Origin of the sequence: Microcoleus vaginatus FACHB-2002 (assembly GCF_040004035.1) — a bacterium.
Taxonomy (GTDB): Bacteria; Cyanobacteriota; Cyanobacteriia; order Cyanobacteriales; family Microcoleaceae; genus Microcoleus; species Microcoleus vaginatus_C.
This window is the reverse complement of sequence record NZ_JAMPLN010000007.1, coordinates 54,878-80,492: the sequence shown is the minus strand read 5'-3', so window position 1 is coordinate 80,492 and position 25,615 is coordinate 54,878. Positions and strand designations below refer to the sequence as shown.

Annotated in this window: 19 protein-coding genes; 10 read left to right on the top strand and 9 right to left on the bottom strand. The window is 45.6% G+C overall.

The window, feature by feature from the left end:
• Nucleotides 1-4: 4 nt before the first annotated feature.
• Nucleotides 5-754: a Uma2 family endonuclease gene (locus NDI35_RS08480; protein ID WP_445312346.1), complete on the top strand. Its 750-nt coding sequence runs from the start codon at nucleotides 5-7 to the stop codon at nucleotides 752-754.
• A gap of 107 nt (nucleotides 755-861) precedes the next feature.
• Here the strand turns inward: NDI35_RS08480 and NDI35_RS08475 are convergent, their stop codons facing one another.
• The 3 genes from NDI35_RS08475 to NDI35_RS08465 form a co-directional block, all read right to left on the bottom strand.
• Entirely contained in the window at nucleotides 862-1,185 is a 324-nt protein-coding gene (locus NDI35_RS08475) for a hypothetical protein (protein WP_445312345.1), read from the bottom strand.
• Nucleotides 1,186-1,483: 298 nt separating this feature from the next.
• Nucleotides 1,484-3,652, bottom strand: a complete 2,169-nt coding sequence (locus tag NDI35_RS08470; RefSeq protein WP_445312344.1) for a hypothetical protein — start codon at nucleotides 3,650-3,652, stop codon at nucleotides 1,484-1,486.
• The gene (locus NDI35_RS08465; RefSeq protein ID WP_445312343.1) at nucleotides 3,628-5,226 is read right to left on the bottom strand and encodes an ATP-binding protein; all 1,599 of its coding nucleotides are present in this window, start codon (nucleotides 5,224-5,226) and stop codon (nucleotides 3,628-3,630) included. Before NDI35_RS08465 ends, NDI35_RS08470 begins: the two co-directional genes overlap by 25 nt.
• A 174-nt stretch (nucleotides 5,227-5,400) precedes the next feature.
• Between NDI35_RS08465 and NDI35_RS08460 the strand changes: the two genes are divergently transcribed.
• Together NDI35_RS08460 and NDI35_RS08455 are read left to right on the top strand one after the other, a co-directional pair.
• Nucleotides 5,401-6,531, top strand: a complete 1,131-nt coding sequence (locus tag NDI35_RS08460; RefSeq protein ID WP_445312342.1) for a DNA cytosine methyltransferase — start codon at nucleotides 5,401-5,403, stop codon at nucleotides 6,529-6,531.
• A gap of 78 nt (nucleotides 6,532-6,609) precedes the next feature.
• Entirely contained in the window at nucleotides 6,610-7,257 is a 648-nt protein-coding gene (locus tag NDI35_RS08455; RefSeq protein ID WP_445312341.1) for a hypothetical protein, read from the top strand.
• A gap of 51 nt (nucleotides 7,258-7,308) precedes the next feature.
• On the opposite strand, the gene NDI35_RS08450 is transcribed toward NDI35_RS08455, so the two are convergent.
• Together NDI35_RS08450 and NDI35_RS08445 are read right to left on the bottom strand one after the other, a co-directional pair.
• Nucleotides 7,309-8,520, bottom strand: coding sequence for a class I SAM-dependent methyltransferase (locus NDI35_RS08450; RefSeq protein ID WP_445312340.1), 1,212 nt, complete (start codon nucleotides 8,518-8,520; stop codon nucleotides 7,309-7,311).
• A 232-nt stretch (nucleotides 8,521-8,752) separates the two neighbouring features.
• Complete coding sequence (locus NDI35_RS08445; RefSeq protein WP_445312339.1) at nucleotides 8,753-9,937, bottom strand: NAD(P)H-quinone oxidoreductase subunit H; 1,185 nt, start codon at nucleotides 9,935-9,937, stop codon at nucleotides 8,753-8,755.
• Nucleotides 9,938-9,995: 58 nt separating this feature from the next.
• On the opposite strand from NDI35_RS08445, the gene rsmH reads away from it, so the two are divergent.
• The 3 genes from rsmH to NDI35_RS08430 all read left to right on the top strand — a co-directional run bounded on the left by rsmH (nucleotide 9,996) and on the right by NDI35_RS08430 (nucleotide 14,049).
• On the top strand, nucleotides 9,996-10,898 hold the full coding sequence (gene rsmH / locus NDI35_RS08440) for a 16S rRNA (cytosine(1402)-N(4))-methyltransferase RsmH (protein WP_445312338.1): 903 nt from the start codon (nucleotides 9,996-9,998) through the stop codon (nucleotides 10,896-10,898).
• Between the two features lie 562 nt (nucleotides 10,899-11,460).
• The gene (locus NDI35_RS08435) at nucleotides 11,461-13,134 is read left to right on the top strand and encodes a SpoIIE family protein phosphatase (RefSeq protein WP_445312337.1); all 1,674 of its coding nucleotides are present in this window, start codon (nucleotides 11,461-11,463) and stop codon (nucleotides 13,132-13,134) included.
• Nucleotides 13,135-13,626: 492 nt separating this feature from the next.
• Nucleotides 13,627-14,049: an ATP-binding protein gene (locus NDI35_RS08430; protein ID WP_015177027.1), complete on the top strand. Its 423-nt coding sequence runs from the start codon at nucleotides 13,627-13,629 to the stop codon at nucleotides 14,047-14,049.
• 345 nt (nucleotides 14,050-14,394) lie between these two features.
• Here NDI35_RS08430 and NDI35_RS08425 read toward each other — a convergent pair whose 3' ends face one another.
• Both NDI35_RS08425 and NDI35_RS08420 read right to left on the bottom strand, forming a co-directional pair.
• Complete coding sequence (locus NDI35_RS08425) at nucleotides 14,395-14,829, bottom strand: nuclear transport factor 2 family protein (RefSeq protein WP_445312336.1); 435 nt, start codon at nucleotides 14,827-14,829, stop codon at nucleotides 14,395-14,397.
• 347 nt (nucleotides 14,830-15,176) lie between these two features.
• On the bottom strand, nucleotides 15,177-16,139 hold the full coding sequence (locus NDI35_RS08420) for an orange carotenoid protein N-terminal domain-containing protein (RefSeq protein ID WP_445312335.1): 963 nt from the start codon (nucleotides 16,137-16,139) through the stop codon (nucleotides 15,177-15,179).
• A gap of 279 nt (nucleotides 16,140-16,418) precedes the next feature.
• Between NDI35_RS08420 and queG the strand changes: the two genes are divergently transcribed.
• Together queG and NDI35_RS08410 are read left to right on the top strand one after the other, a co-directional pair.
• Nucleotides 16,419-17,384: a tRNA epoxyqueuosine(34) reductase QueG gene (gene queG / locus NDI35_RS08415; protein ID WP_445312334.1), complete on the top strand. Its 966-nt coding sequence runs from the start codon at nucleotides 16,419-16,421 to the stop codon at nucleotides 17,382-17,384.
• 296 nt (nucleotides 17,385-17,680) lie between these two features.
• Nucleotides 17,681-18,319, top strand: coding sequence for an HAD-IA family hydrolase (locus NDI35_RS08410; RefSeq protein WP_445312333.1), 639 nt, complete (start codon nucleotides 17,681-17,683; stop codon nucleotides 18,317-18,319).
• Between the two features lie 151 nt (nucleotides 18,320-18,470).
• On the opposite strand, the gene NDI35_RS08405 is transcribed toward NDI35_RS08410, so the two are convergent.
• Both NDI35_RS08405 and NDI35_RS08400 read right to left on the bottom strand, forming a co-directional pair.
• Nucleotides 18,471-19,298 carry an SWIM zinc finger family protein gene (locus tag NDI35_RS08405; protein ID WP_445312332.1) on the bottom strand — a complete coding sequence of 276 codons (828 nt, stop codon included), beginning with the start codon at nucleotides 19,296-19,298 and terminating at the stop codon, nucleotides 18,471-18,473.
• A gap of 206 nt (nucleotides 19,299-19,504) precedes the next feature.
• Nucleotides 19,505-22,882: a sll1366 family intein-prone helicase gene (locus tag NDI35_RS08400; protein ID WP_445312331.1), complete on the bottom strand. Its 3,378-nt coding sequence runs from the start codon at nucleotides 22,880-22,882 to the stop codon at nucleotides 19,505-19,507.
• Nucleotides 22,883-23,205: 323 nt separating this feature from the next.
• Between NDI35_RS08400 and NDI35_RS08395 the strand changes: the two genes are divergently transcribed.
• Complete coding sequence (locus NDI35_RS08395) at nucleotides 23,206-23,388, top strand: hypothetical protein (RefSeq protein ID WP_216670718.1); 183 nt, start codon at nucleotides 23,206-23,208, stop codon at nucleotides 23,386-23,388.
• Nucleotides 23,342-25,495: a polyribonucleotide nucleotidyltransferase gene (locus NDI35_RS08390; RefSeq protein ID WP_333037503.1), complete on the top strand. Its 2,154-nt coding sequence runs from the start codon at nucleotides 23,342-23,344 to the stop codon at nucleotides 25,493-25,495. Before NDI35_RS08395 ends, NDI35_RS08390 begins: the two co-directional genes overlap by 47 nt.
• Nucleotides 25,496-25,615: the final 120 nt, after the last annotated feature.

Sequence of the window (25,615 nt, the reverse complement as noted above, 5' to 3'; positions counted from 1 at the left end):
AACTATGTCTGTAGCAACTAAAAACCCAGAAACAAAACTCACAATCACCTGGCCGCTACTACCAGAAGATTTTCAACTACCAGACGACCCCGGGGAAGACGAAAGCCAACCATTATTAGCCGCCGCTTTGCGACAGCCGCTAACAGCATTTCCAGAATTAATGCAGGATGCCTTAATTGTTTCCAACTTTGCCCTGTGTGCCGGAATTAGTTTCCCAGGTTCAACCAGCGACGAACAGCGTATTATCTGCAAAGCGCCAGATTGGATGTACGTGAAACCCGTCAATCCAAAAAATGTTTCTCAAGTACGCCGTAGTTACACGCCACACACAGAAGGAACCATTCCCCAAATCGTGATGGAGTTTCTTTCAGAAACCTATGGAGAAGAATACTCCGTTGAATTTACCTCGCGGGTGGGAAAGTGGTATTTTTACGAGCAAGTAATCAAAGTACCGAGATACGTCATATTCCGAGCAAAAACAGCTCATTTAGAAGTTTACGATTTAGAATCAGAGCATTACAAGTTGCAAAAACCAGATGAAAATGGACGTTATTGGATACCCGGATTAAACTTGTTTTTAGGAATTTGGGAAGGAACTCACGAAGGCAGAACAGGCTGTTGGTTGAGGTGGTGGAATGCAGAAGGCGAGTTGTTGCTGTGGTCGGAAGAACGAGCCGATCGCGAAAGACTCCGCGCTGAAAAATTGGCAGAAAAACTGCGTCAAGCCGGGATCGAGTTAGATGATGAAGAGTGAGCAACAAATTGGGTGGCCAGGTTAAGATATTCAAATAACTCTTGAGCCGATCGCCCCTTTAGAATAGAAAGGAGCGATCGCACCTGTCGGATCAAAGTGGAGAGTGGCTAAACAGTCACCTTTAACAGGTTTTGTTTAAGTAGCTCGATAATTTCTTCGCCCCACTTAACTTGATTGCCACTCCAGTTGCTATAACTGGATTCTACTTTATAGACTCGTCCGTATTTTTTGCCTCCTTCTGTCAGTTGCCACTGCCACTTACCTCCTGTGCTCTTTAATTTTTGCTGCAAGCCCAGTTTTTCCAAAGTCTCGTTGACTTTAATGCAGGAAATCTTTTTTCTTGTCTGCTGGCTGAGTTTGGTGGCAATTTGCGTTGGAGTCAAATCGACATTTGACAGCAAAGCCGAGTCAGCTACCTTGTGTTTAGACATGGTAAACTCCTTTTAAGTTAATTAATTGAACTTCAGCCAGACACCCGCGACGGCAATCGCTAGGGCTGGCTTTTTCATTGCCAAGCTGCAACAGATCGGACAATCGCTTTTCGGAAGCTATTTGTCGCTGATTGCTGCAATATCACTTACAAGAAATAATTATTGCAAAAATTGAGGTAGGTGTCAAGTCTGTTTGCCCTTGTAATTGCGGATTTCTCAAAACCCTGACAGCATGGACACTGGCTGTATCGCGACCCGATTTAACCATCAATACTGAGAAAATCAGACTGCTACATCCTCAGCGTGCCTTTTCAAGACGTTTTCTCAATTCGGCAATCAGTGCTCTAATGCGATCCTGTACCTCTTCACCCAACCTGTCGCGGGTAAAGGTCGCAGCTTCATGGGCGCGAACAATCACATCAGGCACTAGGATAGGAAGGCTATGTTCTTGATTTCCCGTATCAAAACCTGATTGCGTATGGCTGCGATCGAGCTCTATATGTCCCGCCGCTAACCAGGAAAGCAAACCATCCAAACACTCTTGTTCGTGGTTTTCTGCCTCCTGTTCCAATCGCTGTGTATTGATGGCGACTTCCAGTCGCGGTAGCAAGAAATGTGCTGAAATACCGCTGTTTCCTGACAACAATTCGTAAGCAGAAGAGGGAGCAGCGTAGCACATAGAAACGCCAACTTTAGAACAAAGATAAATGAACGGTCCGTAGTCGTCTATATCTAGATTGGTTGACTGATAATGCTTTCTTTTCTTATTAATGTGCTGCTCGATAAACTCCGTCCAATCTTTCGGATTGTTCTCTTTCACTCGCTTAATTTCATCGCCTTCTGAAATTACTGGAGACATTTCCTCTGCTTCGAGGGCAATATCTGAGAAACGTCGCAGAACTCGGCAGGTAATAAATAGGCGATCGGGAGAGAAGTTTCTCGCATTCTTTGCTACACCCAAAAATAGTAAATGCGATACTGCTGTATCTGCAAAAGGATATTGATAAACTTCCTCAGCATTGCTAACTGCAACTCTCCCGTCTACGGCACATTTATTAACGTACAGATACCAAAATACCAAAGGTGCGAGCCACGACATCCCAGGATTTTTAACAGCAGCACCGTACACAATATTATCTAATCCTGATCCTAATAGAGTATTGTGAAAAACTTGCATGAATTTCTCAATCTCGCTGCGAACAATTTGCCCATACAAACCGCCAGTTTCATAATCTCTCAATCGGTGTACCAAGGGAAAGATTCGACCATCACGTATAATCAATGTCGGCTTGTTTTTAGTTCCTAACTCTGGCGAATTGCCCATTGGTCGCCAATCCGCTTCTTTAGTAGCAATCCGAAAATCCTGCCAGTATTGGCGGAGATCCATTGCAGCCTTGCGAGTATGCTGTAAATTACTCTCTTCCACAAAGTTTCGTGCCAGAGTTGGCGACAAGACTAAGCCATTTGCAGCAGCGGTATGGTCGTCATAGTCCTTGAGTTTATCTGGAAAGATATCGAAATCTTGGTATTCGTCTGGAAAGCCGTATTTGGAGTTAGTCACTAACGCGGCCGCTGAAGTGGGAACCACCACAGGATCGGGGGGAATAAAACTGCCAGATGTGTGTTCTAAAAACAAGTCTGCTACAGAGGCATCTGTACCTGCTGCTGATTTGTGCAAGTTGGTGGGCAACAGTTTTTCTTGTATTAACCGATCGCCAAAAATGCGTTTTTTCAGTTGCTCCCTAGCTTTTTTTTCATCTAATTTAGCAGTTTCTCCGTACAAGCGAAAGCGCTTGGCTTGAGACGGCAATTCCAAAATACCCGGAAGTTCATCTACACGATCGTACAGCTTCCAGAATTCTTGAAAATAACGCTTTGCCCATCCTAACTGCGAATCGAGTTTCACAGCCAGTTTTTTGGATTCATCTGCTGCCCCGCGTTTCAACTTGCGCTCTATTTCAGCCGCCAGCTTGTTCAGATCGTCAACTAGCCAACGCGCCATCCCAATTACTAACTCTACCGGATTTTCGGCTGCTAACTTAGGCGCAGCTTCAATAATTGCTCGCGCGTAAAATTCTTGATGTAAATGACCGCTGGCGATACTTTCTAAAACAGAAACAGCTTTTTGCTGTTGCTGTCGTTCTTCCTGATTTAATTCCCCTATTTCAAACTCTGTTTTACTATGAACTCGATACTCTTTAATACCCGGAATTTCAAGTTGGCGCGGTTGGGTTTTAGGGTGACAGTAAATATAAGGCTGTGCGCCCGGTTTTTTACTCCAACCTTTGCGTCTAATTAGCTTTCCTTCTTTTGCAAGTCGGTTGAGGAGATTGCGTACACCTCTTTCTGAGCCTACATCTTGGGATCGACTGAGTTGGTCAAAAATCTCTGCAAATTCTAATCCATCTGGCTCTTTATCCAGCAATTCCATAACATTTTGAATTAGAATTCCTGCATCTTTCGCCATTTCATTACCTCCTCTGCTAAGTTGGGCGTTGGCGCGCCGTGCCTGGTTTGGCGCTGGCGAACTTTAATAAGCGCTGGATGGCGCATGATATCGGTAGCTGACGAGATAAGGGCAGTTCCTTTTGCTAATTTGGGAATGCGGGCTTTCATCTCTTCTGAAACATCTCCCATCGTACCGGACACTAATCTGAGGTCATCTGGATCGAGGGCAAATACTACCCGCGTATTGCACGTTAAAATGACTTGTTTGTCCATAGATGCTGGACTTTGAGTAATTAATGCGATCCCGATTCCGTCGTGGCGGGCAGTGCGGATCATCTCTCGAATTACCAAAGTTGATGGCGTTGTTTCTCCTCCTGACGGCAAGAAGAAATGAGCTTCATCCAGAACAAATACAAAGGGCGGAACTTGTTCTCGCTTGCGGAGTGCTTGCAGCATTCGGGCTGTTGCTCCTACTATTAAGTTCCGCTGCTGTTGGCTCAAATGTCCGACAAAGATGTTAGTTATCGGTTTCTTTACAAATTCGCTCAACCATTCTTCGGTTTTCGCAGTTAACAGCGAGTTGCGGTTGAAAGCAGTTTCAACCTTCTTTGCGGCCCGCCCTCCTACGGCAGTTTGACCGAATTCTGCAGCTAGGTTGTGAATTTCGCCGAGTAGGTTTTTAATGGGAATGTTGACTGCTGCTGTCTCGTCTAAAGTTTTGAATGCTTTGTTGAACAGAGCATCATAAGCAAAAGACACTATCTCCAGTTGGTCTGGTGTCAAATTTGGGACAAATCCCAGAAATTCCTTCACTCCAATAACTGAATAGGGTACTCGAAAGTTTTCTCCGGCTTTAAAGTTGCAACCTCCCAAGTCTTCTGTTGCTTTTAGCATATCGCCGAGCACGTCAAAGGCAATGACGGGAATGCCATGTCGTACCAATTCCTCCACCAAAACCCCGACAAAATAGCTTTTACCTACGCCAGTTTTTCCAACTACTGCCAAATGTCGCGCGATCGCCTCCATTGGCAATATAAAGTCTACTGAACTATTCCCCGATTCGATTCGCCCAATGTGAAATCCCCGATCGAATGAGTCGGGTTCGGATGAGTCGGGAATATTCAGCAACTGCGGAATCTTATTTGCTGGTAATTCATAGACACCTTTGCCAGTTTGTGCTAACTGATTTGGCTCTTTGACAGTTATATTTTTGTCATCGTCCAGGTGTATTTCGCCCAATACTTCGGCGGCCATCACGCGGGTAACGTGAGGTGCTTTATCCGTTGGTCTCGGATCTTTCGAACCTACTCCATAAGCTTGATTTTGTTGCAGGGATGATGGGTTGGCACGCGGGTTATCTTCCGTACCGCTGATGATGCGTCCGTAGTGAACAAACTCGTCAGCATCACCCACGATAATGATATAGGTACCCAAAGCGGGCCTGCATCCTACATGAACGTGAAACGGCACCTCGTCAAAGGTTGGAGAACCCAAATAGGGGTCTGAGGAGGTTGTCCCAATCCGCATCTCCTCTGTCAAACCCAGTATTGCTTTGATGCCTGTGCCAGTGTCACTTCGCTCGGCTACCTGCATAAATTATTTGTTGTAATTTTACCTGTATTGTGATTATAGCAGGCTCTCCTGGCTGCGACCACCCACAAATTTTCTGTTACAAAGCTTTACATTTAGGCTGTGATCCCTCATCTATGATGAAAAAGCTGTTACTGCCTCAGTAGGAAAGGAGGCTAAAAGGAAGCGATCGCCTTTATGTCACTCGAACATCTCAAGCCTACCTGGGAGAAGCCACCACAACTGATATCCTTGTTTTCAGGTTGCGGCGGTATGGATTTGCCATTTAAGATGGCGGGATTTGAAGTAGTTTGGGCAATAGACTCAAATAAATATGCTTGCGAGACTTTCAAAAGGAATATTTCTCCGGTAATTACCCATAACTCAATAGAAAAAATTAATATTAAACAAGAAGTTCCCGATGCAGATATTATTATTGGAGGCTTTCCCTGTCAAGATTTTTCTCTGATTTGGAAGCGTTACGGACTGGATGTAGAGAGAGGAAATTTGTACACATACTTCCGAGAGTTTGTTAAACAGAAACAGCCTAAAGCATTTGTGGCTGAAAATGTCAAAGGTTTGTTAAGTGCTAATAATCATCAGGCTATCAAGCAGATTATACAGGATTTTGAAAACATAGAACCTGGATACCTAGTCAAGCCTAAGCTATACAACTTTGCAGATTACGGAGTTCCCCAATTTCGGGAAAGAGTGTTATTAGTCGGAATTCAGAAGGATACAGGATTTAACTTTATTCATCCTCAACCTGAATATGGACTAAATCGTAAGCCTTACCGAACTGCTGCTCAAGCACTTAAAGGTGTCGAGAAAGTACGAGAAAACAATGAAAATCATAAAATTCATCCAAAAACTCAACAAAGATTGGCACAGATAAAACCCGGTGGAAATTTTAGTGATATTCCCAGAAATAGTCCACTCTACGTTAAAGGCTTGATCAGTCACGTTTATCGGAGATTAGATCCGAATCAACCCTCTAGCACAATCATTGCTGGTGGCGGCGGTGGCACTTGGGGATATCATTATAAAGAACCGAGAGCATTGACTAACCGAGAGAGAGCAAGGTTGCAAACATTTCCTGATTACTTCATATTTGAAGGTTCGACAACTGAGGTGAGAAGACAAATAGGTAATGCAGTTCCGCCCGATGGAATTGCTGCTGTTGTTAAGTCTCTGATTCCGCTATTTCAGGAGGATTATATTAAAGTTGATTTATATGAAATGAGTAAAACGTTGCAGGGGATGTCAATTCAAGAACGATTAAAATGGGCTGAATCCGAGGGATTTGAGCAGAGTTTGCAGTTAATTTGAAATGGGGCGGTAGATAGGAAGCTTAAGAGTAGGTTTTTTTGTTTATAATTAAATAAAATACATCCGGATAGAAAGTCAATGATAAAGTTTGACATAGGTCATTACACCGATTTCAAGTTGCCCAACAATTCAGATACTCCAGAGCAATTACAACAAACACTTCACACAGTTTGGGATAGAAAGTATCGCGATTTATACGAAAGAGGCGGAAACAGCGATGTAGAAGAAGCCTTTGTAGAAGTAATGACAGGCTTTGGGATGCCTAATAATCTAATATCCCATCAGCGATACGTCTACATGGCTTATGGAATAGCATTAGCAGCTAAACCGACTATTAAACATTACTTTCCTGAAGAACACAAAGCTGATATCGTTGAAGGAATTGTATCTTGTTGGCTGAAGGATAGTTGTGAAATCCCAGAAACTTGGGCAGATACCTTATTTCCTAATATCAACAAAATTGGAAAGTATCAAGCTACTGACGAAGCTTATAATATCTTCTACGGCTTGCTGCAAACACTCAACAGCCAAACAGCCTATAATGCCATCTTGGATATTTTGTATGAGGCCATTACCGGAGATGCTATTTCTGGTTTTGCTGCGGCTCAACGAGATATGTTTAATTGGTGGTTAATTGAGGTGATTCCTGCTGCCTATTGTTTAAAGCTGCCATCTACTTTATATTCAAGAGAATGGGAATTTCCGCCGCTGAGTCAGTGCGCTTAAGTGATGACAAAAGTAATTGGAAAAGAGTGCGTGTTGCTGCTTTAAATTAACTTAAGGCACTGTGAAACCTTTGAGCGATCGCACTTTTTCCTCATCCCTCAACCCTTTACACTGCACCAAAACCCCAAAACCCCCCAAACCCATCGGATCGATTAACTGATGCAAAGCCTCCCGGCGCCGCAAAAACGTTGCCACATCCAATACTTCCGCATCATTTGTAGACAGAGAAGCAAGGCGATCGCCCAAACCCAACGCCATCAAAAACAAAGCCTGCTGAGTAAACCCTACCACATCCAAACCGCACAATTCACCCTGCCTTTCCAGCGCCGTAAAATTAACATGAGCCGTTAAATCCTGCCGCCCCACATTAATATAAGGATTATTGTGATATCGGTGCAGATAATAACACTGTAGCGTCCCTTCCCTGCGCCTCGGATTGTAATAGCGGTGCGCCGGATAACCGTAATCAATAGTTAACAAATATCCCCGCTGCAACTTTTGAGCAACTGTACTCATCCAGTCCAAAGCCGCCAAATTCACCTCACTGCGATAACCATCCCCATAAACACTCGCCGACAAATCGATGCTTACAAAATCCAAATATTCGGCAATTTTAGGCGTGGAAACTTCGCCAATTACTTCAATAAATTTTATTTTTTCTTGTTCATTTCCTGGGGTTTCTGCGGCAACGTAAATCTCCCTAACTTGCCCTTCTGCCAAAATGAATTGATGCACTGGCAAAGCATCCACTAACTCGTTAGAAAAGAAACAACCGACTATTGAATTATTAACTATCTCATCCCAATTGCACCACTTGACGCACTCGATCCCACCTAACCTTTGGCGTTGTTCCGCTTGAAGTATTGGCGAAATTTCAACAATTATGTATGTTAAAGTTTTAAATAAGTCGGGATGTTGCCGTTGCAGATATTGCAGCACATTAGCTGCAAAATTTCCCCGCCCAGCGCCCATTTCTACGATCGCGAAATTGAAAGGGCGATCGAGCAATTCCCACATTTCCACAAACTGCTCTGCCAAAACCTCCGCAAAATCAGCACCCCAATGAGACGACGTGATAAAATCGCCTTGTTTGCCGATCGACGGGCGATCGCTATTATAATATCCGTGCTGCGGATGATATAATGCCAAATCCATATATTCAGCAAAAGTAATACGCCGCTGCGGGCTGGCGGCAATTCTTTGGCAGATTAAAGCGCAGAGTTCCGGGTTACTGTCATTGATATCTGATTGCTGAACTTTCATAATTTATCGAATCAAAGTTGATCTTATTTCATTTGTGAAGGAGAGATTTTTTTTATTAACCGCAGAGGGCGCAGAGGGCACAGAGGAAGAGAGAAGAGAGAAATAAGGTACATTTTAGCGACGTTAACAGCAAAATTAATCGATATCTATCCGCGTTTATCTGCTGTTAAAAAAAATCAACCCGGTTCCATAAAAAAACCGGGTTAAATTCTCAAATAAAAACGGACAAAACCTACCTGTCAACCGAGCCCATAATAATGTCGATACTACCCAAAATTGCCACCAAATCCGCAATCTTCACACCGCGTACAATGTGAGGCAAAATCTGCAAATTATTAAAATCCCCAGTCCGAATCTTCCAGCGCCAAGGAAACACAGTATCATCCCCGATAATATAAATCCCCAACTCACCCTTGCCGCTTTCAACGCGGACATAATGTTCGCCCTTGGGAATCTTAAAAGTCGGCGCAACTTTTTTGCCAATAAACTGATAGTCAAAACCATTCCATTCAGATTTTGGCCCGCTTTCGAGTCGCTTCGCTTCCAAATTCTCGTAAGAGCCACCGGGGAGTCCTTTCAAGGCTTGATAGATAATCTTAACCGACTCGCGCATCTCCCGAATCCGCACCACATACCGGGCCAAACAATCGCCAGCAGCTTCGGTACAAACTTCCCAGTCGAAGTCGTCGTAACATTCGTAATGGTCAACTTTCCGCAAATCCCACTTAACGCCGGAAGCACGCAACATGGGGCCGGACAGTCCCCAGTTAATCGCTTCTTCGCGAGAAATAGTACCCAGGCCTTCAATTCGGCGGCGGAAGATTGGGTTGTTGGTAATTAAACGTTCGTACTCGTCAATTTTGGGAACGAAATAATCGCAGTAATCTTGGCACTTCTCTACCCAACCGTAGGGCAAATCTGCGGCAACTCCGCCGATGCGGAAATAGTTATTATTCACCATGCGATAACCTGTGGCTGCTTCCCACAAGTCTAAAATCATCTCGCGATCGCGCATAGTATAGAAAAAAGGAGTTTGCGCCCCCACGTCCGCCAAAAACGGCCCCAACCACAACAAATGGTTAGCAATCCGGTTCAACTCGAGCATGATTACCCGAATGTAACTCGCCCGTTTGGGGACAGCAATATTTGCCAACTTTTCCGGTGCATTGACTGTCACCGCTTCGTTAAACATCCCTTCGGCATAGTCCCAGCGGCTCACGTAGGGCACGTACATCACGTTGGTGCGGTTTTCGGCAATTTTTTCCATCCCCCGGTGCAGATAGCCCAAAACAGGCTCGCAGTCCACCACATCTTCCCCGTCTAGGGTGACAATTAGCCGGAGTACGCCGTGCATGGAAGGGTGGTGCGGCCCCATGTTGAGCACCATCGGTTCGGTTCTAGTCTCAATTCTTGACATAATTAAATGAATTAATGATTACTGACTATTGTTGATTTTTGTTTCGCTGTTATAGATTATGAAGGATATCGAGCTCTGTGAGAAGCATACCCCTGGATCAGATGTCAGTATTGACACCTATCACGTTCCAGTTTTGGGTCAAGAATTAATTGCGGGTTTGGCTGTGCGTCCAGGCGGGCACTATTTGGACGCGACGCTTGGGGGCGGCGGACACACGAGTTTGATTTTAGCGGCGGCGCCAGATGTTACAGTGGTGGCGATCGACCGCGATGAACAAGCCATCCGTTTTTGCCAAGCCCGATTTGCCAACTTGCCCGTTGAGTTTTGGCACGGCAACTTTGCTGAATATCAGTCCTCAGAGGCCGAATTTGATGGTATCATAGCAGACTTGGGCGTCAGCTCTGCTCAGTTCGATACACCAGAACGAGGATTTAGTTTTCGCCACCCAGCTCAACTAGATATGCGTATGAACCAGCAGCAATCTTTGACGGCAGAAGAGATTATCAACCACTGGGAAGAAGTTAAACTAGCAGATATTATTTACAAGTACGGCGAGGAGCGACTGTCGCGGCGCATCGCGAGGCGGATTGTGCAAGGGCGTCCTTTTCAAACTACAACAGAACTTGCAGGGGCGATCGCCTCCAGCTTCCCCCCCAAGCAGCGCAACGGCAGAATCCATCCGGCCACCCGTACTTTCCAAGCTTTAAGGATAGCTGTCAACTCCGAACTCGCTTCTTTAGAAACTTTCCTCAACCAAGCGCCCAGGTGGTTAAAACCAGGTGGGAGAATCGGAATCATTACATTTCACAGTCTGGAAGACCGACCAGTCAAGCACCAACTCAGAGGAACACCCAGTTTGCAGGTACTGACAAAAAAGCCGATCGGGCCGCAATCCGAAGAAATCGCTAGAAATCCCCGCTCTCGTTCTGCTAAGCTCAGACTGGCAGAAAGAATAACTTAATTCGGCAGTAGTAATATGCTTGCTGCAAAAAGTTCATAGATTAGGGAGACTTGCATGCAGCAATCAAGTACGATTCGGCAAAGATGTAGGGAATAGCGCCAACAACCCACCACTAACCCTCCGGGTACAGTGCGGGTTGAAATACAGCCGATGTTGACCAGACTTAGGTAGCAATACCTGCGTTAGTAGTAAGTGTTAAAATTCACACCCATGACAGTGCCGAGCTCGTTAAGAACTCTGCAAACAGAGCATTAATTAGCCGTTTTGAATGGTGGTGTGTTTAGAAAAGTACCGACTCCTAACAAGGTCATTGCTCGTATCACAGCGTGAAAGCTGACTCGGGAATTTTCCCTATTGAAGCGGCCTACCGAGGCGGGTTACAGTATCGAAAGCCTCTCATCTGTGCGAACAGATGGTGCGAAAGGAATGCTCACCTTGAGGTAAAACGGGTTTCTTTAACTCAACTTGACGTAACTGATATGTTGCATATATCCAGCCCCCCTTTTCCTCCCGCCACCTTGCTGATTACAGCTATGGTGGGGGTTTTCAAGGGGGAAGAAAGATGAGTCGGGGAGATGGAAGCAAGCTGAAACTGATGGTAGTCGATGACGAACCCGACAACTTGGATTTATTGTACCGGACGTTTCGACGCGACTTTCAGGTTTACAAAGCAGATAGCGCCCTCAGTGCCCTGGAAGTTCTAGACGAACAGGGCGAGATGGCGGTGATTATATCTGACCAGCGGATGCCAGAAATGAATGGCACCGAGTTTTTGGGGAAAACAGTCGAGCGATTTCCCGATACGATTCGGATTCTGCTAACGGGATACACCGATGTTGAAGATTTGGTTGAGGCCATCAACTCAGGTCAAGTTTTCAAATACATCACCAAACCGTGGAATCCAGAAGAGCTCAAATTGGTGATCAATCAAGCCTCGGATACTTACAAATACTACAAGCAGCGCAGCGTTGCATTGCGCCGCGCTTTACGCAAGGAATCTCTGTTCAATGAGGTAATGAGCGTCATTCGCGGGTCGCTAGATTACTCTAGTATGGTACAAACTATTGTTCAAACCGTAGGTCAAACTTTTGAGGCCAACTATTGTATGCTGCGGCCGGTAGAGAGCGATCGACTATTGCCGAGTACCTTCCCCTACCAAGCCCAAACCGACGATGCCAGTAACTTTTCTTTTGATGAAAATTTGCTGGTTCAAGCTGTAGCCACCCGCCAAACTCAAGTGAACTCACACAGTGGGGGGAATGGTAACTCGGTTGAGATTGCCGTGCCCCTGACTTACCAGCAAGAATTGCTGGCGGTACTGGCTTTGTCCCAGATTGGCGGCACTAACCCTTGGTCGGCAGAAGATATAGAGTTAATAGAAGGTGTAGCAGCTCAAGCTGCTCTCGCCCTGTCTCAAGCTAAGCTCTACCAGCGCACTCTGGATTTAGCCAAGCAGATGCAAAACGAGTTGGAAGTGGCTCGCCAAATCCAAACAAACTTGTTGCGCCAAAGTTGGCCGGATTTTGAAACTGTCAGGGTGCAAGCTTGCTGCTATCCGGCGCGGGAAGTTGGTGGCGACTTTTTTGAAGTCTACGTCCACTCCCAAGGGGATATTTGGATAGCGGTGGGAGATGTTTCCGGTAAGGGAGTTCCGGCTGCTCTATTTATGGCGAGCGCGATTTCGGTGATGCGGCGGGAACTTTCCCAAGAAGTTTCTCCAGAGCCAGATCAAGTTATGCAGAACATGAATAGCAGTATGTCTGACGACCTGATCGGCAACAATCATTTTATTACAATGGTTGTTGCTCGTTACACTCCGTCAACCGGACACCTCGCGTTTGCTAATGCCGGTCACATTTACCCGATTGTTTGGTCTCACTCGGAGGTGAAAGCTCAAGCCGCTAGCGGTAAAACGCCAGCCGAGCCGAATTTCCTGAAAGCTCGTGGCATTCCCTTGGGGATACTACCAGTTTGGAGAGGGAAAGCAGGTACGATCGAATTAAAGTCAGGAGATGTATTTCTGCTGACGAGTGACGGAATTACTGAAGCTAGCGTGACCACTGAAGCGGTCGCAGGGGGTGTACCAACCCGTTCTATGCTACAACAAGAAGGGCTTTGGCAACTCTTGATTCAGGAACCTGGTTCTTTCAACTTGGACAATTTGTTGGCTCACATCCGAGCCGACAATCCCGTTCAGGAAGACGACCAAACCATACTCTCTCTGGAGGTTCTTTGAATCTGTCAGCGACTCCCGACGCCTAGTCGGGGGTGAGAGCCGAAAAAACTTAAGCCCTGCTGGTTGACGGCCCACAGAGTAGTCCTGCAAAGGACGGCGTTATCGTCAACAGTAAAAAACCTAGCCGGCGATGGCGCAGCTAGTTTCCTGAATCGCTTTCCGAGGGGATTAAACACCTGCAAAAGGTTAAGGTAGAAGGCATTGGTCAGAAAAAACCAAAGCTTAAAAGCCGGGGATTGAAACAAAGATTTTTTATACCTCGCTGCTTGCAGTCTCGGTATAATTATCAATTGTTAATGGGCTTTAGACCCATAACTAAAGTTTTCACCTATACTCTTAACTTCTGCCTTCTACCGAATGACGAATGCCTGATTTTTAAACACAAAAGGCTAGTATCCCCCGATTAGCGACAAGTATTGAGGCCGAATCCATTCGGCGCGTCGTATTTCATACCTGGAAGACACAGGGTTTTCAAACTTACGGGATTTTTTTATGAATACTGAGCTTCATGTGCCAAGCGACTTGCGGTTTTTAACAATTGTTGAAAATTGGTTGCTGAGCAGTTTAGAAGTAGAGCTAGGAGAGCACGTCGATTGGCCACGTCAGTCGAATCGTTTGCGCTTGGTGTTAGCAGAAGCCTATTCTAACGTGATCCGCCATGCTCACAAAGATCAACCCAATTTGCCCGTGTTAATTCGTTTGAATTTAAAAAATAGGGATATTGGTTTAGAAATTTGGGATTACGGTAAAGGTTACGAAATGGATACTTACAATCCCCCGAGGCCGGAAGCTAAACAGGAAAGCGGCTACGGCTGGCTGATTATGAGCAGACTTATGGATCGGGTGGACTACAGTTTGCAAATAGACGGTCGCAACTGTCTAAAGTTGGAAGCGAGTTTGCCGGAAAAATCTTAATTAGTCGTTAGTCATTAGTCATAAGTGATTAGTGATTGACAATGCACTTTGAGACTCGCTTTGGCTGTCTGTCGCACGCTGCGGTGACAGCCAATTTTTCGTGAAGTAGGGTCAGCCCAACGCGAGACTGTAAGATTGTAGGAGTACAGTCCCGATCGCACAAATAGCCACGAAACCGATTTTTTCTACCGTTAGCGGCACTTCACCAGAAATTGGGAAAAAAACCCCGTTTCTGCCTCATTCTTGCCATAAGAAGCCGATTGACCTGTCGAGTTCACGATTTGAGCTATTACGTGCGATCGACAGGTCAAACCAAAATAGGCAATTTAAATCTGAAACAGCTTATTAAGCATCAAATTTTTTCTGTGACCGCAGACTTAGCAATTCTTGGGGAGAAGCTAACAGTTTGACGGTGACAGAAAGGATTTTTTGGTCAGAATTGAGCAAGAATAGCCATCCGACATTAACACCAAATGCGGAAGTCTGCACCCGACCGCTGACCTGAACTTCTACTTTGCCATCTTCTAAAATTTGGCTGACACCTTTCTGGGGTTCTAGCTGCATTCCTCGCGCTTCTTTTTTGAGATAAGTGGCGATCGCAATCCTGCCGATAATTGGATCTTCAAACGGCGCGTGCAGAACCCCATCATCGGCAAATAAATTAGCCGTCGCTTCAAAATCCCCCGCGTTTAAAGTTTCAAAATATTGCAGTATCCCTGGCATTGTGATGCCTGCAATCTTTATAGAGTTAGTTAAAATAGGTCGAGTTGTGGCGGTCATAAAACAAGTGATTTCAAATGAATGAGTATACTGTAATCATTCTCTTTGTCGCAGCAAATCCCTCAAAAGATATAAGTAGGGGTAGGAAAATAATTCTCCGAAAAAAGGAGGAATCGGGAACCGCAGAGCGTCGAGCGCAGCTTTCAGAGCGCTCGACCAAAATCAATCCTACTTTCAAAAAATACAAGTGTAGCCAAGCTGTAAACCCTGATACAATCAGTCATTTTCCATCCTTCAATTCTTGAATCTAAAATTTAAAATCTAAAATCTAAAATGATATAAACCCAGACACCTAATGGCATCTGGGTTTCTGGGCAAGCCTGTTTAACAGAGCAAACAAGAATATTCTATTTGCGGATCAAATTGAGCAATTCTTTAGGAGATGCCAACAAGTCGATCGCCACAAAGAAAATTTGACCTTGGGGATCGAGCAAAAACCGCCACGCAATGTTCATTCCCACATTCGATCCGAACCAGGGAGTTTCAACTTTACCGGTGACTTTCACTTGTCGGTAGCCATCTTCGGCGGGTTCCGATACGCCTTGCTGGGGCATCATTTTCAGTCCGACGCACTCTTCGCGCATATAGTTGAGGATAGCTTCGCGACCAACGATCGGCTTTTGGAAAGGCGGTTGCAGGGCACCTTCTTCAGCAAATAAACCGACGGCTGGGGTGAAGTCGAAGGCGTTCATGTAGTCGATGTAGTTGAGCACAGTCTGCTCGCTAATACCCTCAATTGTGCTTTTTACCCGTTCTTCTGGAGCGGTGGGAGTGCTGCGGGGGGCAGAGCGTTTGGCGTACTCTTGGTTAAAAGCAGGGTCATAGCCCATGTTAACTACGGTATTCCGAAGTACGGTAATTTGCTGGCCTGGATCTAGTTTCTTGATGGTTTCAAGGACTTGGGTGGCTTCGGAAGACATTTGATAGCCAGCGGGGATCGGAGCGACAAGGCCCTGTTTCATCAACTGTCCCAACTCGTACCAGAAACCGAGTTTGGTGTTGACGCGCAAGGAAGTGTAAATCCGACCTATCGTTGTGTCGGCGTTGCTGGCTAGGTCAAACATGGTTTTGCTTTGAGCAGCCGGCGACATTTGCTTGATTTCGCTGAGGATGCCTTCGACAAGCGCCATGCTGGCTACTCCCGGTGCTGCTGCGGTGATGGAAACGCCCATTTCGGTGTAGGCATACCAGAGCAAGGCTAGTTGGTCTTCAACGCTGAGTTTGTAGAAGGCTTCGGTGGTAGCCGGAACAACGCTAGCAATCTCGGTGTTTGAGAAGATAGATTGAGCGGATTGAATGCTAACTGCCATGTGTATGCTGTGGGATTTGTGGTTTTAGTGAGGTACTTGAGTGAGGAAACCTCAAGCTCCCTTGATTAACATTATGTAACTTTTTGTTAAGTTTTGCAAATATAAATTACATATATCTGAGTTATAAAACTATGATCAATGGTTTGGTAAATTGCGATCGCCGTCACTAGACTGTGCGCCGAATTAGGTTATTTAGAAAACCGAGCGTTAAAAATTGCTTTTTATATCATATAAAATCAAAATAGTCAATACAAAAGGTAAATATTTACCGGGTATCAAATGAAAGCGCCAATTAGCAGCATTTTGGTGAAGCAAAAAGCCCTTGAGTTGGGATTTCACAAAGTCGGGATCGCCTCAAAAGACACGGATTTCGATCTAGAAAAACAAAGATTGCAAGCTTGGCTGGACAAGGGTTATCAGGCGGATATGGCCTGGATGGCAAACCCGAAACGGCAGGATATTCGATTAATAATGCCAGAGGTGCAGTCATTAATATGTGTCGCCATCAACTACTACACACCTCACCAACGCCCCTCAAATCCCCCTGGTGAGGGGGGGGTCGAGGCAGGGGTCGAATATGCTAAAATCTCTCGCTACGGTTGGGGAAGGGATTACCACAGAATTTTGCACAAAAAACTGAAGGTTTTGGCAAATTGGGTGCGATCGCAAGGCGAGGGAATTGAAGCGCGGTATTATGCTGATACCGGGCCGGTTCAGGATAAAATGTGGGCGCAACGTGCCGGGATTGGTTGGATTGCCAAAAATGGTAATGTAATTTCGCGCGAATACGGTTCTTGGGTGTTTTTGGGAGAAATCTTGACTAATTTGGAGTTAGCGCCCGATGAGCCTCATACGGAACATTGCGGTACTTGTACTCGCTGCATTGAGGCGTGTCCGACGGGGGCAATTACTGAGCCTTTTGTGGTGAATGCCGATCGATGTATAGCCTATCACACGATCGAGAATCGAGCCGAAAAATTGCCCGACGAAATTGCATCTAATTTACAAGGCTGGGTAGCAGGCTGCGACATTTGTCAGGATGTTTGTCCTTGGAATCAGCGATTTGCTAAACCAACTGATGTTGCCGACTTTGAGCCTTATCCTGAAAATATAGCGCCTACACTTGCAGAATTAGCCGACATTTCCGACGAAGAATGGAACCGCAGATTTACAGCTTCGGCGCTGCGGCGCATAAAACCCGAAATGCTGCGGCGAAATGCCAAAGCCAATCAAATTAACCCTTAAAAGTTGAGATGTTCGTCAGGGTGCTTAGGGGGCACCTTACCCTATAGATAATACCCCTAGGGTATTTACGGAGCGCCAATAGTCAATATATTATGCAGTAAGTCATTCCCCATCTAAAATCTAAAATCTAAAATCTAAAATCTAAAATTTAAAATCTAAAACGGAGCGCCAATAGTCAATACATTATACAGTAAGTCATGCCCATCTAAAATCTAAAATCTAAAATCTAAAATCTAAAATCTAAAATCTAAAATCTAAAATTCTATGCTCCCCCGTTCCTTATTTGCTATTGTCCAATGACCAAAGTAATTATTTTTGATTTTGACGGTACTTTAGCAGATACAATCGATATTCTTCTGAGCATCACCAACCGTTTGTCAGTAGAATTAGGCTTTAAGTCTGCGACCAAAGAGCAAATCGCTCAACTGAGCAATTTAACTTCTTGGCAACTCCTTCAGTATTCTGGCATTTCTATCTTCAAATTCCCACTGTTGATTAGAATGTTGAAAGCAGAGTTACGCAGCGAAATTCCCAACATTCAATTATTTCCGGGAATTAAAGAAGTTTTACTGGAGTTAAAAAAACTAGGATTTCAACTGGGCATTATCACATCTAATTCCCGAGAAAACGTCTTGGCATCGCTGGAAAAAAATTGTTTGCAAGACACTTTCACATTTATTTACTCTGGGTCAACTTTTGGTAAACATAAAGTTATTAATAGCTGGCTAACAAGAGAACATATAAATCCTAAACAAGTCGTTTATGTGGGAGATGAGATTAGAGATATAGAAGCTGCTCGAAAAACAGGAATTAAGGTAATTGCTGTAGCTTGGGGTTTTAATTCTCAGGAGGCTTTGGCTGCACACAATCCCGATTTTTTGATTAAACGCCCCCAGGAGTTGATAGAGATTATAAGTAATTTGTGGGAAGTGTAAACTGAAATTGCAAGAAGTAAGACTCGTCGGTTGAAATCTATTCAACACAAACTCTCGTTCCAGCAGAGAGGGACTAAAGAATAAAAGGGGTATGAAAGCCTGATTTGTTAACAGCCAGAGTCCCTCGTATCATCTCTGCGAGTAAATTAGGTTAATCTCCTTCGCCCCGTTTCAGTGCTGCTAAAACTGCTTGCTGGCTAACTGCTTGGTAGATTTTGCTAAAATGCTGCTTGAGTGCGTCAGATGCGGGCGAGGATTTGCTAGCGGTTCCTTTTCCGTCGGTTGCGAGGGGAATTGGGCCTAAGATATCTAATACTGTTTCGCTGCTGGGCGGCGGTACAATAACTACTAAAGAGGATTCTAGCTGCTGATTGTATTCCCAAAAGCGATCGACCTTCGGCAATTTAGAATTCGTAGCGGGGGCATTTTCGCCGGAGTTGAGTTGGGAATTTTCCTCTCCTTGCGTACCTCGTCTCTGACGGAGTGCTGTCAAGATTTGCTCTTTGGTTCTCCCCCGCAGTTGAAAGAGTACAAAGGGGTCTTCACTGAAGCGATCGCCCAATAAGTAGTATACTGCACTGATGTGTTTGCAAGGGTTTTTGGGGTCAGGACAGCTACAGCGCGATCGAATATCAGATAAACTTAACGGAAATAGCGTTTTGCCTGCTGCCGCAAATACATCCTCAATATTGTGTGGCATTTCTCCTGCTAGTAATTTAGCTGAAAAAACTGCTCTTTGCGACATATTTTCAGTCACATAATCCCAATCTTCATCGCTCAATGTGTCGAGTCCTAAAGAAACTTGATAGGGTTTGGGATCTGTTCCTTGAACTATGGCAATTACTTCTTGGTTAGGGAAGTTAATGCTGAGAACTTTACCTTCGCGCGCGTATTGCCAGCCACGTTCTAAGCGCTTTTTGAAGCGGTAGGTATTGATTAAATCTAACCACTGTTGTGTCCACCATTCTCTGTCAATCATAAGCCGAAGGAAGAAGGAAGAAGGAAGAAGGAAGGAGAAAGAAAGCTTTAGTTATCTAGGAGAGTCAGGAACCGGGTTTTTTACGGAAAAACTGGACTATAACCTTTAATCATGGTAAAAAACCCGGTTTCTTTGGTCAGAGTGCGTAATTTTTCTGATTTTTGAGAAATAAAGTCCTCACCCGAAACCGAAGAAAATTAAGCACATTATTCTTCTTCCGTTTCTATGATAGCATTGCGATCGAGGATTAGTAAATTGCGAAGTTGGTCTGTATCGAGTTCGGTGAGCCAGTTTTCGCCGGCGCTGACCACTTGTTCGGCTAGAGCTTTCTTACTTTCGATCATATCGTGTATTTTCTCCTCTAATGTACCCGTGCAGACAAATTTGTGGACTTGCACATTGCGAGTTTGACCGATGCGAAATACGCGGTCAGTTGCCTGATTTTCTACTGCGGGATTCCACCATCTGTCATAGTGGAAAACGTGGGTTGCTCTGGTTAAGTTCAAACCTGTGCCGCCTGCTTTTAAAGATAAAATCATAATCGGCGGGCCTTGGGGATCGTGCTGGAAGCGATCGATCATTTCTTCCCGCTGCTGTTGCCGAATTCCTCCGTACAAGAACAAAACTTCTCGTCCTAAATGCTGTTCGAGATGCGGTTTCAGGAGTTTTCCCCATTCGGCAAATTGAGTAAAAATTAAAGCCCGATCGCCCTCAGCGATCACCTCTTCTAACATTTCCACCAACCGCTGCAATTTCCCCGATTCCTGACTTTTAATCCCCAATTCTTTCGGCTTAGCTTCTGCTTTCATAAGAGCCGGATGGTTGCAAAGTTGCTTGAGTTTTACCAGCAAAGCCAGAATCATTCCCCGGCGCTGAATGCCTTCGGCTGAGTCTAATTCCGCTATTGACTCTTCGACTATTTTCTGATACAATACCGCCTGTTGAGCCGCCAGCCCGCAAAATACAGTCATCTCCTGTTTTTCGGGCAAATCTTGGATGATTTCTTTGTCAGTTTTCAGGCGGCGGAGGATGAAAGGCCGAACGAGCGATCGCAAAGTCTGCAATGATTCCCTATCTCCGTATTTCTCGATCGGAATTGCAAATCGGCGCTGAAAGAAATTGCGCGGCCCCAAATAGCCAGGATTCAGAAACTCCAAAATTGACCACAATTCTTGCAGTCTATTTTCCACGGGAGTTCCTGTCAGCGCAATTCTAAAAGATGCCTCGATTTGTCGCACCGCTTGCGACTGCTTCGCCTCGGAATTCTTAATATTTTGCGCTTCATCTAAAACCAATCCTTGCCATTTAATGCCTTGAAATTCCTTCGCATCTCGAAACACCAAGGCGTAACTGGTAATTATTAAATCCTTTCCTTTAATTTCAGCCGCAAATGCTTTGCTTTTAGCGCGTTTGTCTCCGTGGTGAACTAACACTTTCAGCGTCGGACCAAATTTCTTGACTTCGCGCTCCCAATTGCCCAATACTGATGTCGGACAAACCAGTAATGTTGGCGCTTCTAGAGAATCTTGTTCTTGTAAGTGTACGAGGAAAGCAATTAGCTCGATCGTCTTACCAAGTCCCATATCGTCCGCGAGACAAGCACCCAAACCCCAGCGTTCTAAGAATGCTAACCAGCCTGCTCCTAGGGCTTGATAAGGCCGCAATTGTCCTCGGAAACTAGCCGGAGTTGCGATCGCACTTACCGCTTGATTATCGCTCAAAGTATTCAACAATTCCTGAAGTTGACCCGTAGCCTCAAAATTCACCACAGGCAATTTCTCGATCATCTGACTATCGCCCGACGCCAAACGCAAAGCATCCTCCAAAGAAAGAGTCATTTGCTCTTTGCGGCTGGCAAAAAAAGTTTGAGCCGCTTTCACATCCGGCGCGCGCAACTCCACCCACTCGCCGTTAATTTCCACCAAAGGCGAATTCAACGCGATCAATCTGTCAAATTCTGCCTTAGAAAGGCGCTGTCCGCCGATCGTCAATTCCCACTTAAAATTTAGCAGACTTTGCAATCCCAACCCGCCTTTCGCCGGAGTCACTTTCGGAGTTTCCGCTTGAATGCTCAAACCCAAACGACTCGCCCAGCCATCTGTCTTTGTCAAACTCGGCGGCAAAACTACGCCCAACCCGCTATCAGCAAACCGCCAAGCTACAGACTTAATAAACTCGTATGCTTGCAGCGGATTTAATTGGCAAGATTGAGGCCGCTGTGCTTGCAAACTCGGTTCAATTAACGGATAAAGTTTCGAGGCTAAACCCAAGCCGCTGAGCAAAGTTTCTTGAGGCAATTCTATTGTCCGCCCCGCATAAGCCAAACGCTCGACAGAGTTGTTCCAAACAGTTGTCGCGTCTACCAAAAATTCGGTTTCATCTGCTGCTTGCAAGCAATAATTTAAATTCCAGTTGGCTTTACCGGGTGCTGGTGGTATGAGTTGAAAGCAAGTGCGAAATTGACTTTGTTGAGATAATTGATTTTGCAGCGGTGCAGTCCAAGCACTCAGCTTGGTTGCCAAGTTTTCCAATGCTGCTGTTTCTACTTGCACAATCCCCGATTCCTGCTGCAAAGCTTGCAGCCAGTCGCGCACAGGAGAAACTGCTTTGATGTCTAAAGTAGAGCTACCAGCCGTTAGCGCAGCCCTCGAAGAGGATCGCACTTGACTATCTACAATACTACTCAAAAATCCTAACACCAATTCCTCAGCCCCCATCGGCAAATCCACCGCTAAAGGCAATTGACTGGATTCTTCTTCTTTTTCCCCTCTTCCTTCTTCCTTCTTCCTTCTTCCTTCTTCCTTTTTCCTGACATCCGTTACATCCGTTACAGAATCCGTTGCCGAACTTCCTTCTTCCTTCTTCTGATATGTTCTGCAAGCCGTCGGCATTTGCTTGACAAAAGTGGCGAGGCGGAGTGTATCTGTAGAACTATCTAACAACGGTTGCCATTTGGCAATAGCAGAACCGTCCGACTGTTTCTCCAATCCAGGCAAAAATTTGCATCTTGCCAACAAATCCAAACTCCACCTAGCAATATGAGACCAAAAACGCAAATCTGAGCCGACAAAAGAGTCTGGTTCCGTGCTGTTAAGCGGTAGTGATTGCAAGAAAACAAAAGCTGCTTGAGGGTTGAGACAAAAACCCTCGACTTGCCATGGATAAAGGTAAATTTCCTCGGTTTGGGCCGTTTCCTCAAGTGCTGCTGCTGAGTGCTGCGGCATCAGATTTGCGCTCGATTCTGAGATTTTGGTGGGAAGTGCGATCGTCCGAATTTCCCTTTGAATTGAGGAGTTGGGTGCGGAAATTTCTACGGCGCTTTGAGTTTTGGACGATCGCCTAGTTTTTTTGCTCTTTTCCGGTGGAGTTTCTGCGGTTTCCGGTAATTGCCAATCCAGTTTTCCCGACTGCTGCAAGGAATTTAGGAAAGTCTTAAATTCCGATTCGGTCATTGCTAAGGGATGCGGTAAATTTATCCCCGATTCCCTGGTTTCAATTGCACCAACTTTTCGCCAAGTTTCTCCCCAAATAAATAAGCAAGTTTTTTCATTCTCTATGAGCCAACTGCCGTGTAAAATTGCCATATTTTTTACCCTGATATTTGTATTTAAGTGCGAGGTTGACTACAGCATTTATAGGGATTTATGAAAATTTTATTTAAAACAAACCGAGGAAATTTTAAGCCGGATAGGAATTAGGTAGAACCTGTATATTTAGGTACTTATGGCACACCTTACGGCTTATTCCCTGACTTAGATAACTAAATCCCTGTTCCTTCTTCCTTCAAAGTCCCAATTCCCAAACGAAAATTCATCGTACCATCTATGGAAGGCGTTTAGCGGGCGATCGACCGGAGAATCGACCGGAGAATCGACCCCGGAGTGCAAAAAATAATTCGAGAGTATAAATGCTTACAATCGAGACGCAGACAGTCGATCGCGAGGCGATTATCCCTGTCTTTTGGCGTCGGACTCTCAAACATCCTGTGGTAATGTTACGATCCCGACAGAGAAAGAATGTGGTAGATAAGGAAGCAGTGCTACATGGTAGAGATAGACAAGTCAATATCCTTCGATGGACGGGATATTAGACTGAAGATTGGTTTACTAGCGCCTCAAGCAGGCGGTGCAGTTTTGATTCAGTCAGGTGACACGGCGGTTTTAGTGACAGCGACTCGATCGCAGGGGAGAGAAGGAATTGATTTCCTGCCCCTGTTGGTGGATTACGAAGAGAGACTCTACGCTGGCGGTAAAATTCCCGGTGGATTTTTGCGAAGGGAAGGGCGTCCCCCCGAAAAAGTGACTTTGACTGGCCGTTTGATCGATCGACCGCTGCGCCCGCTATTTCCAAGCTGGCTGCGAGATGACATCCAAGTTGTAGCCACAACGGTTTCGATGGACGAACAAGTGCCACCAGACGTTTTGGCGGTGACGGGGGCTTCGGTGGCGATACTGCTGGCGAAAATGCCGTTTTACGGGCCGATGGCGGCGGTGCGAGTCGGTTTGGTAGGGGACGATTTCATCATCAACCCAACTTACAGCGAAATCAAAGAAGGCGAGTTGGATCTCGTGGTAGCTGGTTCTCCTGACGGAGTAATCATGGTAGAAGCCGGCGCCAACCAATTGCCGGAACAGGATATCATCGAGGCGATCGACTTCGGCTATGAAGCAGCCTGTGACTTGATTCAAGCCCAGCGCGAAATTATGGCGGAATTGGGCATCGATTTGGTGGTAGAGGAACGGCCATCGCAAGATTCGGCCCTGGAAACCTTCATTCGCGATCGCGCCCAAGAACCCATCCGCATCATTTTGTCAAGATTTGAAAAAGACAAAACAATACGGAATGCAGCATTGGACGAAGTTAAGGCAAATGAAGTCGAAGCTGCGATCGCCGAACTCCCGGAAGAGGACCCGGTAAAAGTAGCGGCCACCGCCAACAGCAAGGCGATCGGCAACGTTTTCAAAGACGTTACCAAAAAAATGATGCGGAAGCAGATCCTCGAAGATGGCATCCGCGTAGACGGTCGCAAGCTAGACGAGGTGCGACCCGTTTCTTGTCGCGTAGGCGTGCTGCCGTCGCGAGTACACGGCTGTGCGTTGTTTAATCGGGGGTTAACCCAAGTCTTGTCTGCAGCTACCCTGGGAACCCCAGGCGACGCCCAAGACTTAGGAGACGACTTGCACCCGCAGCAAGACAAACGCTACCTCCACCACTACAATTTCCCGCCGTTTTCCGTGGGAGAAACCAAGCCGATGCGATCGCCCGGAAGGCGAGAAATCGGTCACGGAGCCCTCGCAGAACGCGCTTTGTTGCCCGTTTTGCCATCCAAAGAAGATTTCCCCTACGTGATTCGCGTAGTTTCCGAAATCCTTTCTTCCGACGGTTCCACCTCAATGGGTTCAGTTTGCGCCTCAACGCTAGCATTAATGGATGCAGGCGTTCCCCTTTCCCAACCCGTCAGCGGCGCGGCAATGGGCTTAATTAAAGAAGGCGATGAAGTCCGAATTTTGACTGACATTCAGGCAATTGAAGACTTTTTAGGCGACATGGACTTTAAAGTAGCCGGTACCGACACCGGGATTACTGCTTTGCAGATGGACATGAAAATCAAAGGTTTGCCCTTAGATGTGATTGCCACCGCCATCCGCCAAGCCAAACCGGCCAGACTGCACATTTTAGAAAGAATGCTGGCAACCATCGACACTCCCCGCAAGGAAATGTCGCCGTTTGCACCGCGTTTGCTAACCCTGAAAATCGATCCAGAATTTATCGGTTTGGTAATTGGACCAGGTGGCAAAACGATCAAAGCCATCACCGAAGAAACCGGTGTCAAAATAGACATCGAAGACGACGGAACCGTGACAATTGCTGGCAACGACAGCGAAAAAGCTCAGCGGGCTTACAACATTGTCCAAGGCATGACGCGCAAGTTGAATGCAGGAGACGTGTATGTCGGCCGCGTAACTCGAATTATTCCGATCGGCGCTTTTGTGGAAATTTTGCCCGGAAAAGAAGGAATGATTCACATTTCCCAGTTAGCCGACTACCGCGTTGGCAAAGTGGAAGACGAGTTAGCTGTGAACGATGAAGTGATTGTCAAAGTGCGAGAAATTGACAATAAAGGTCGAATTAATTTGACCCGCTTGAATATTCATCCCGATGAAGCGGTAGCCGCCCGCGAAGCGCTGAATAAATAGTTTACGGTTGGTAATTGGTAATTACTTATAGAGTAATTGCTAATTGCTAATTGCTAACTGGTGATTAGTAATTGCTAATTGCTAACTGAGATTAAATCTGATTGTTTCAGATTGATTTGG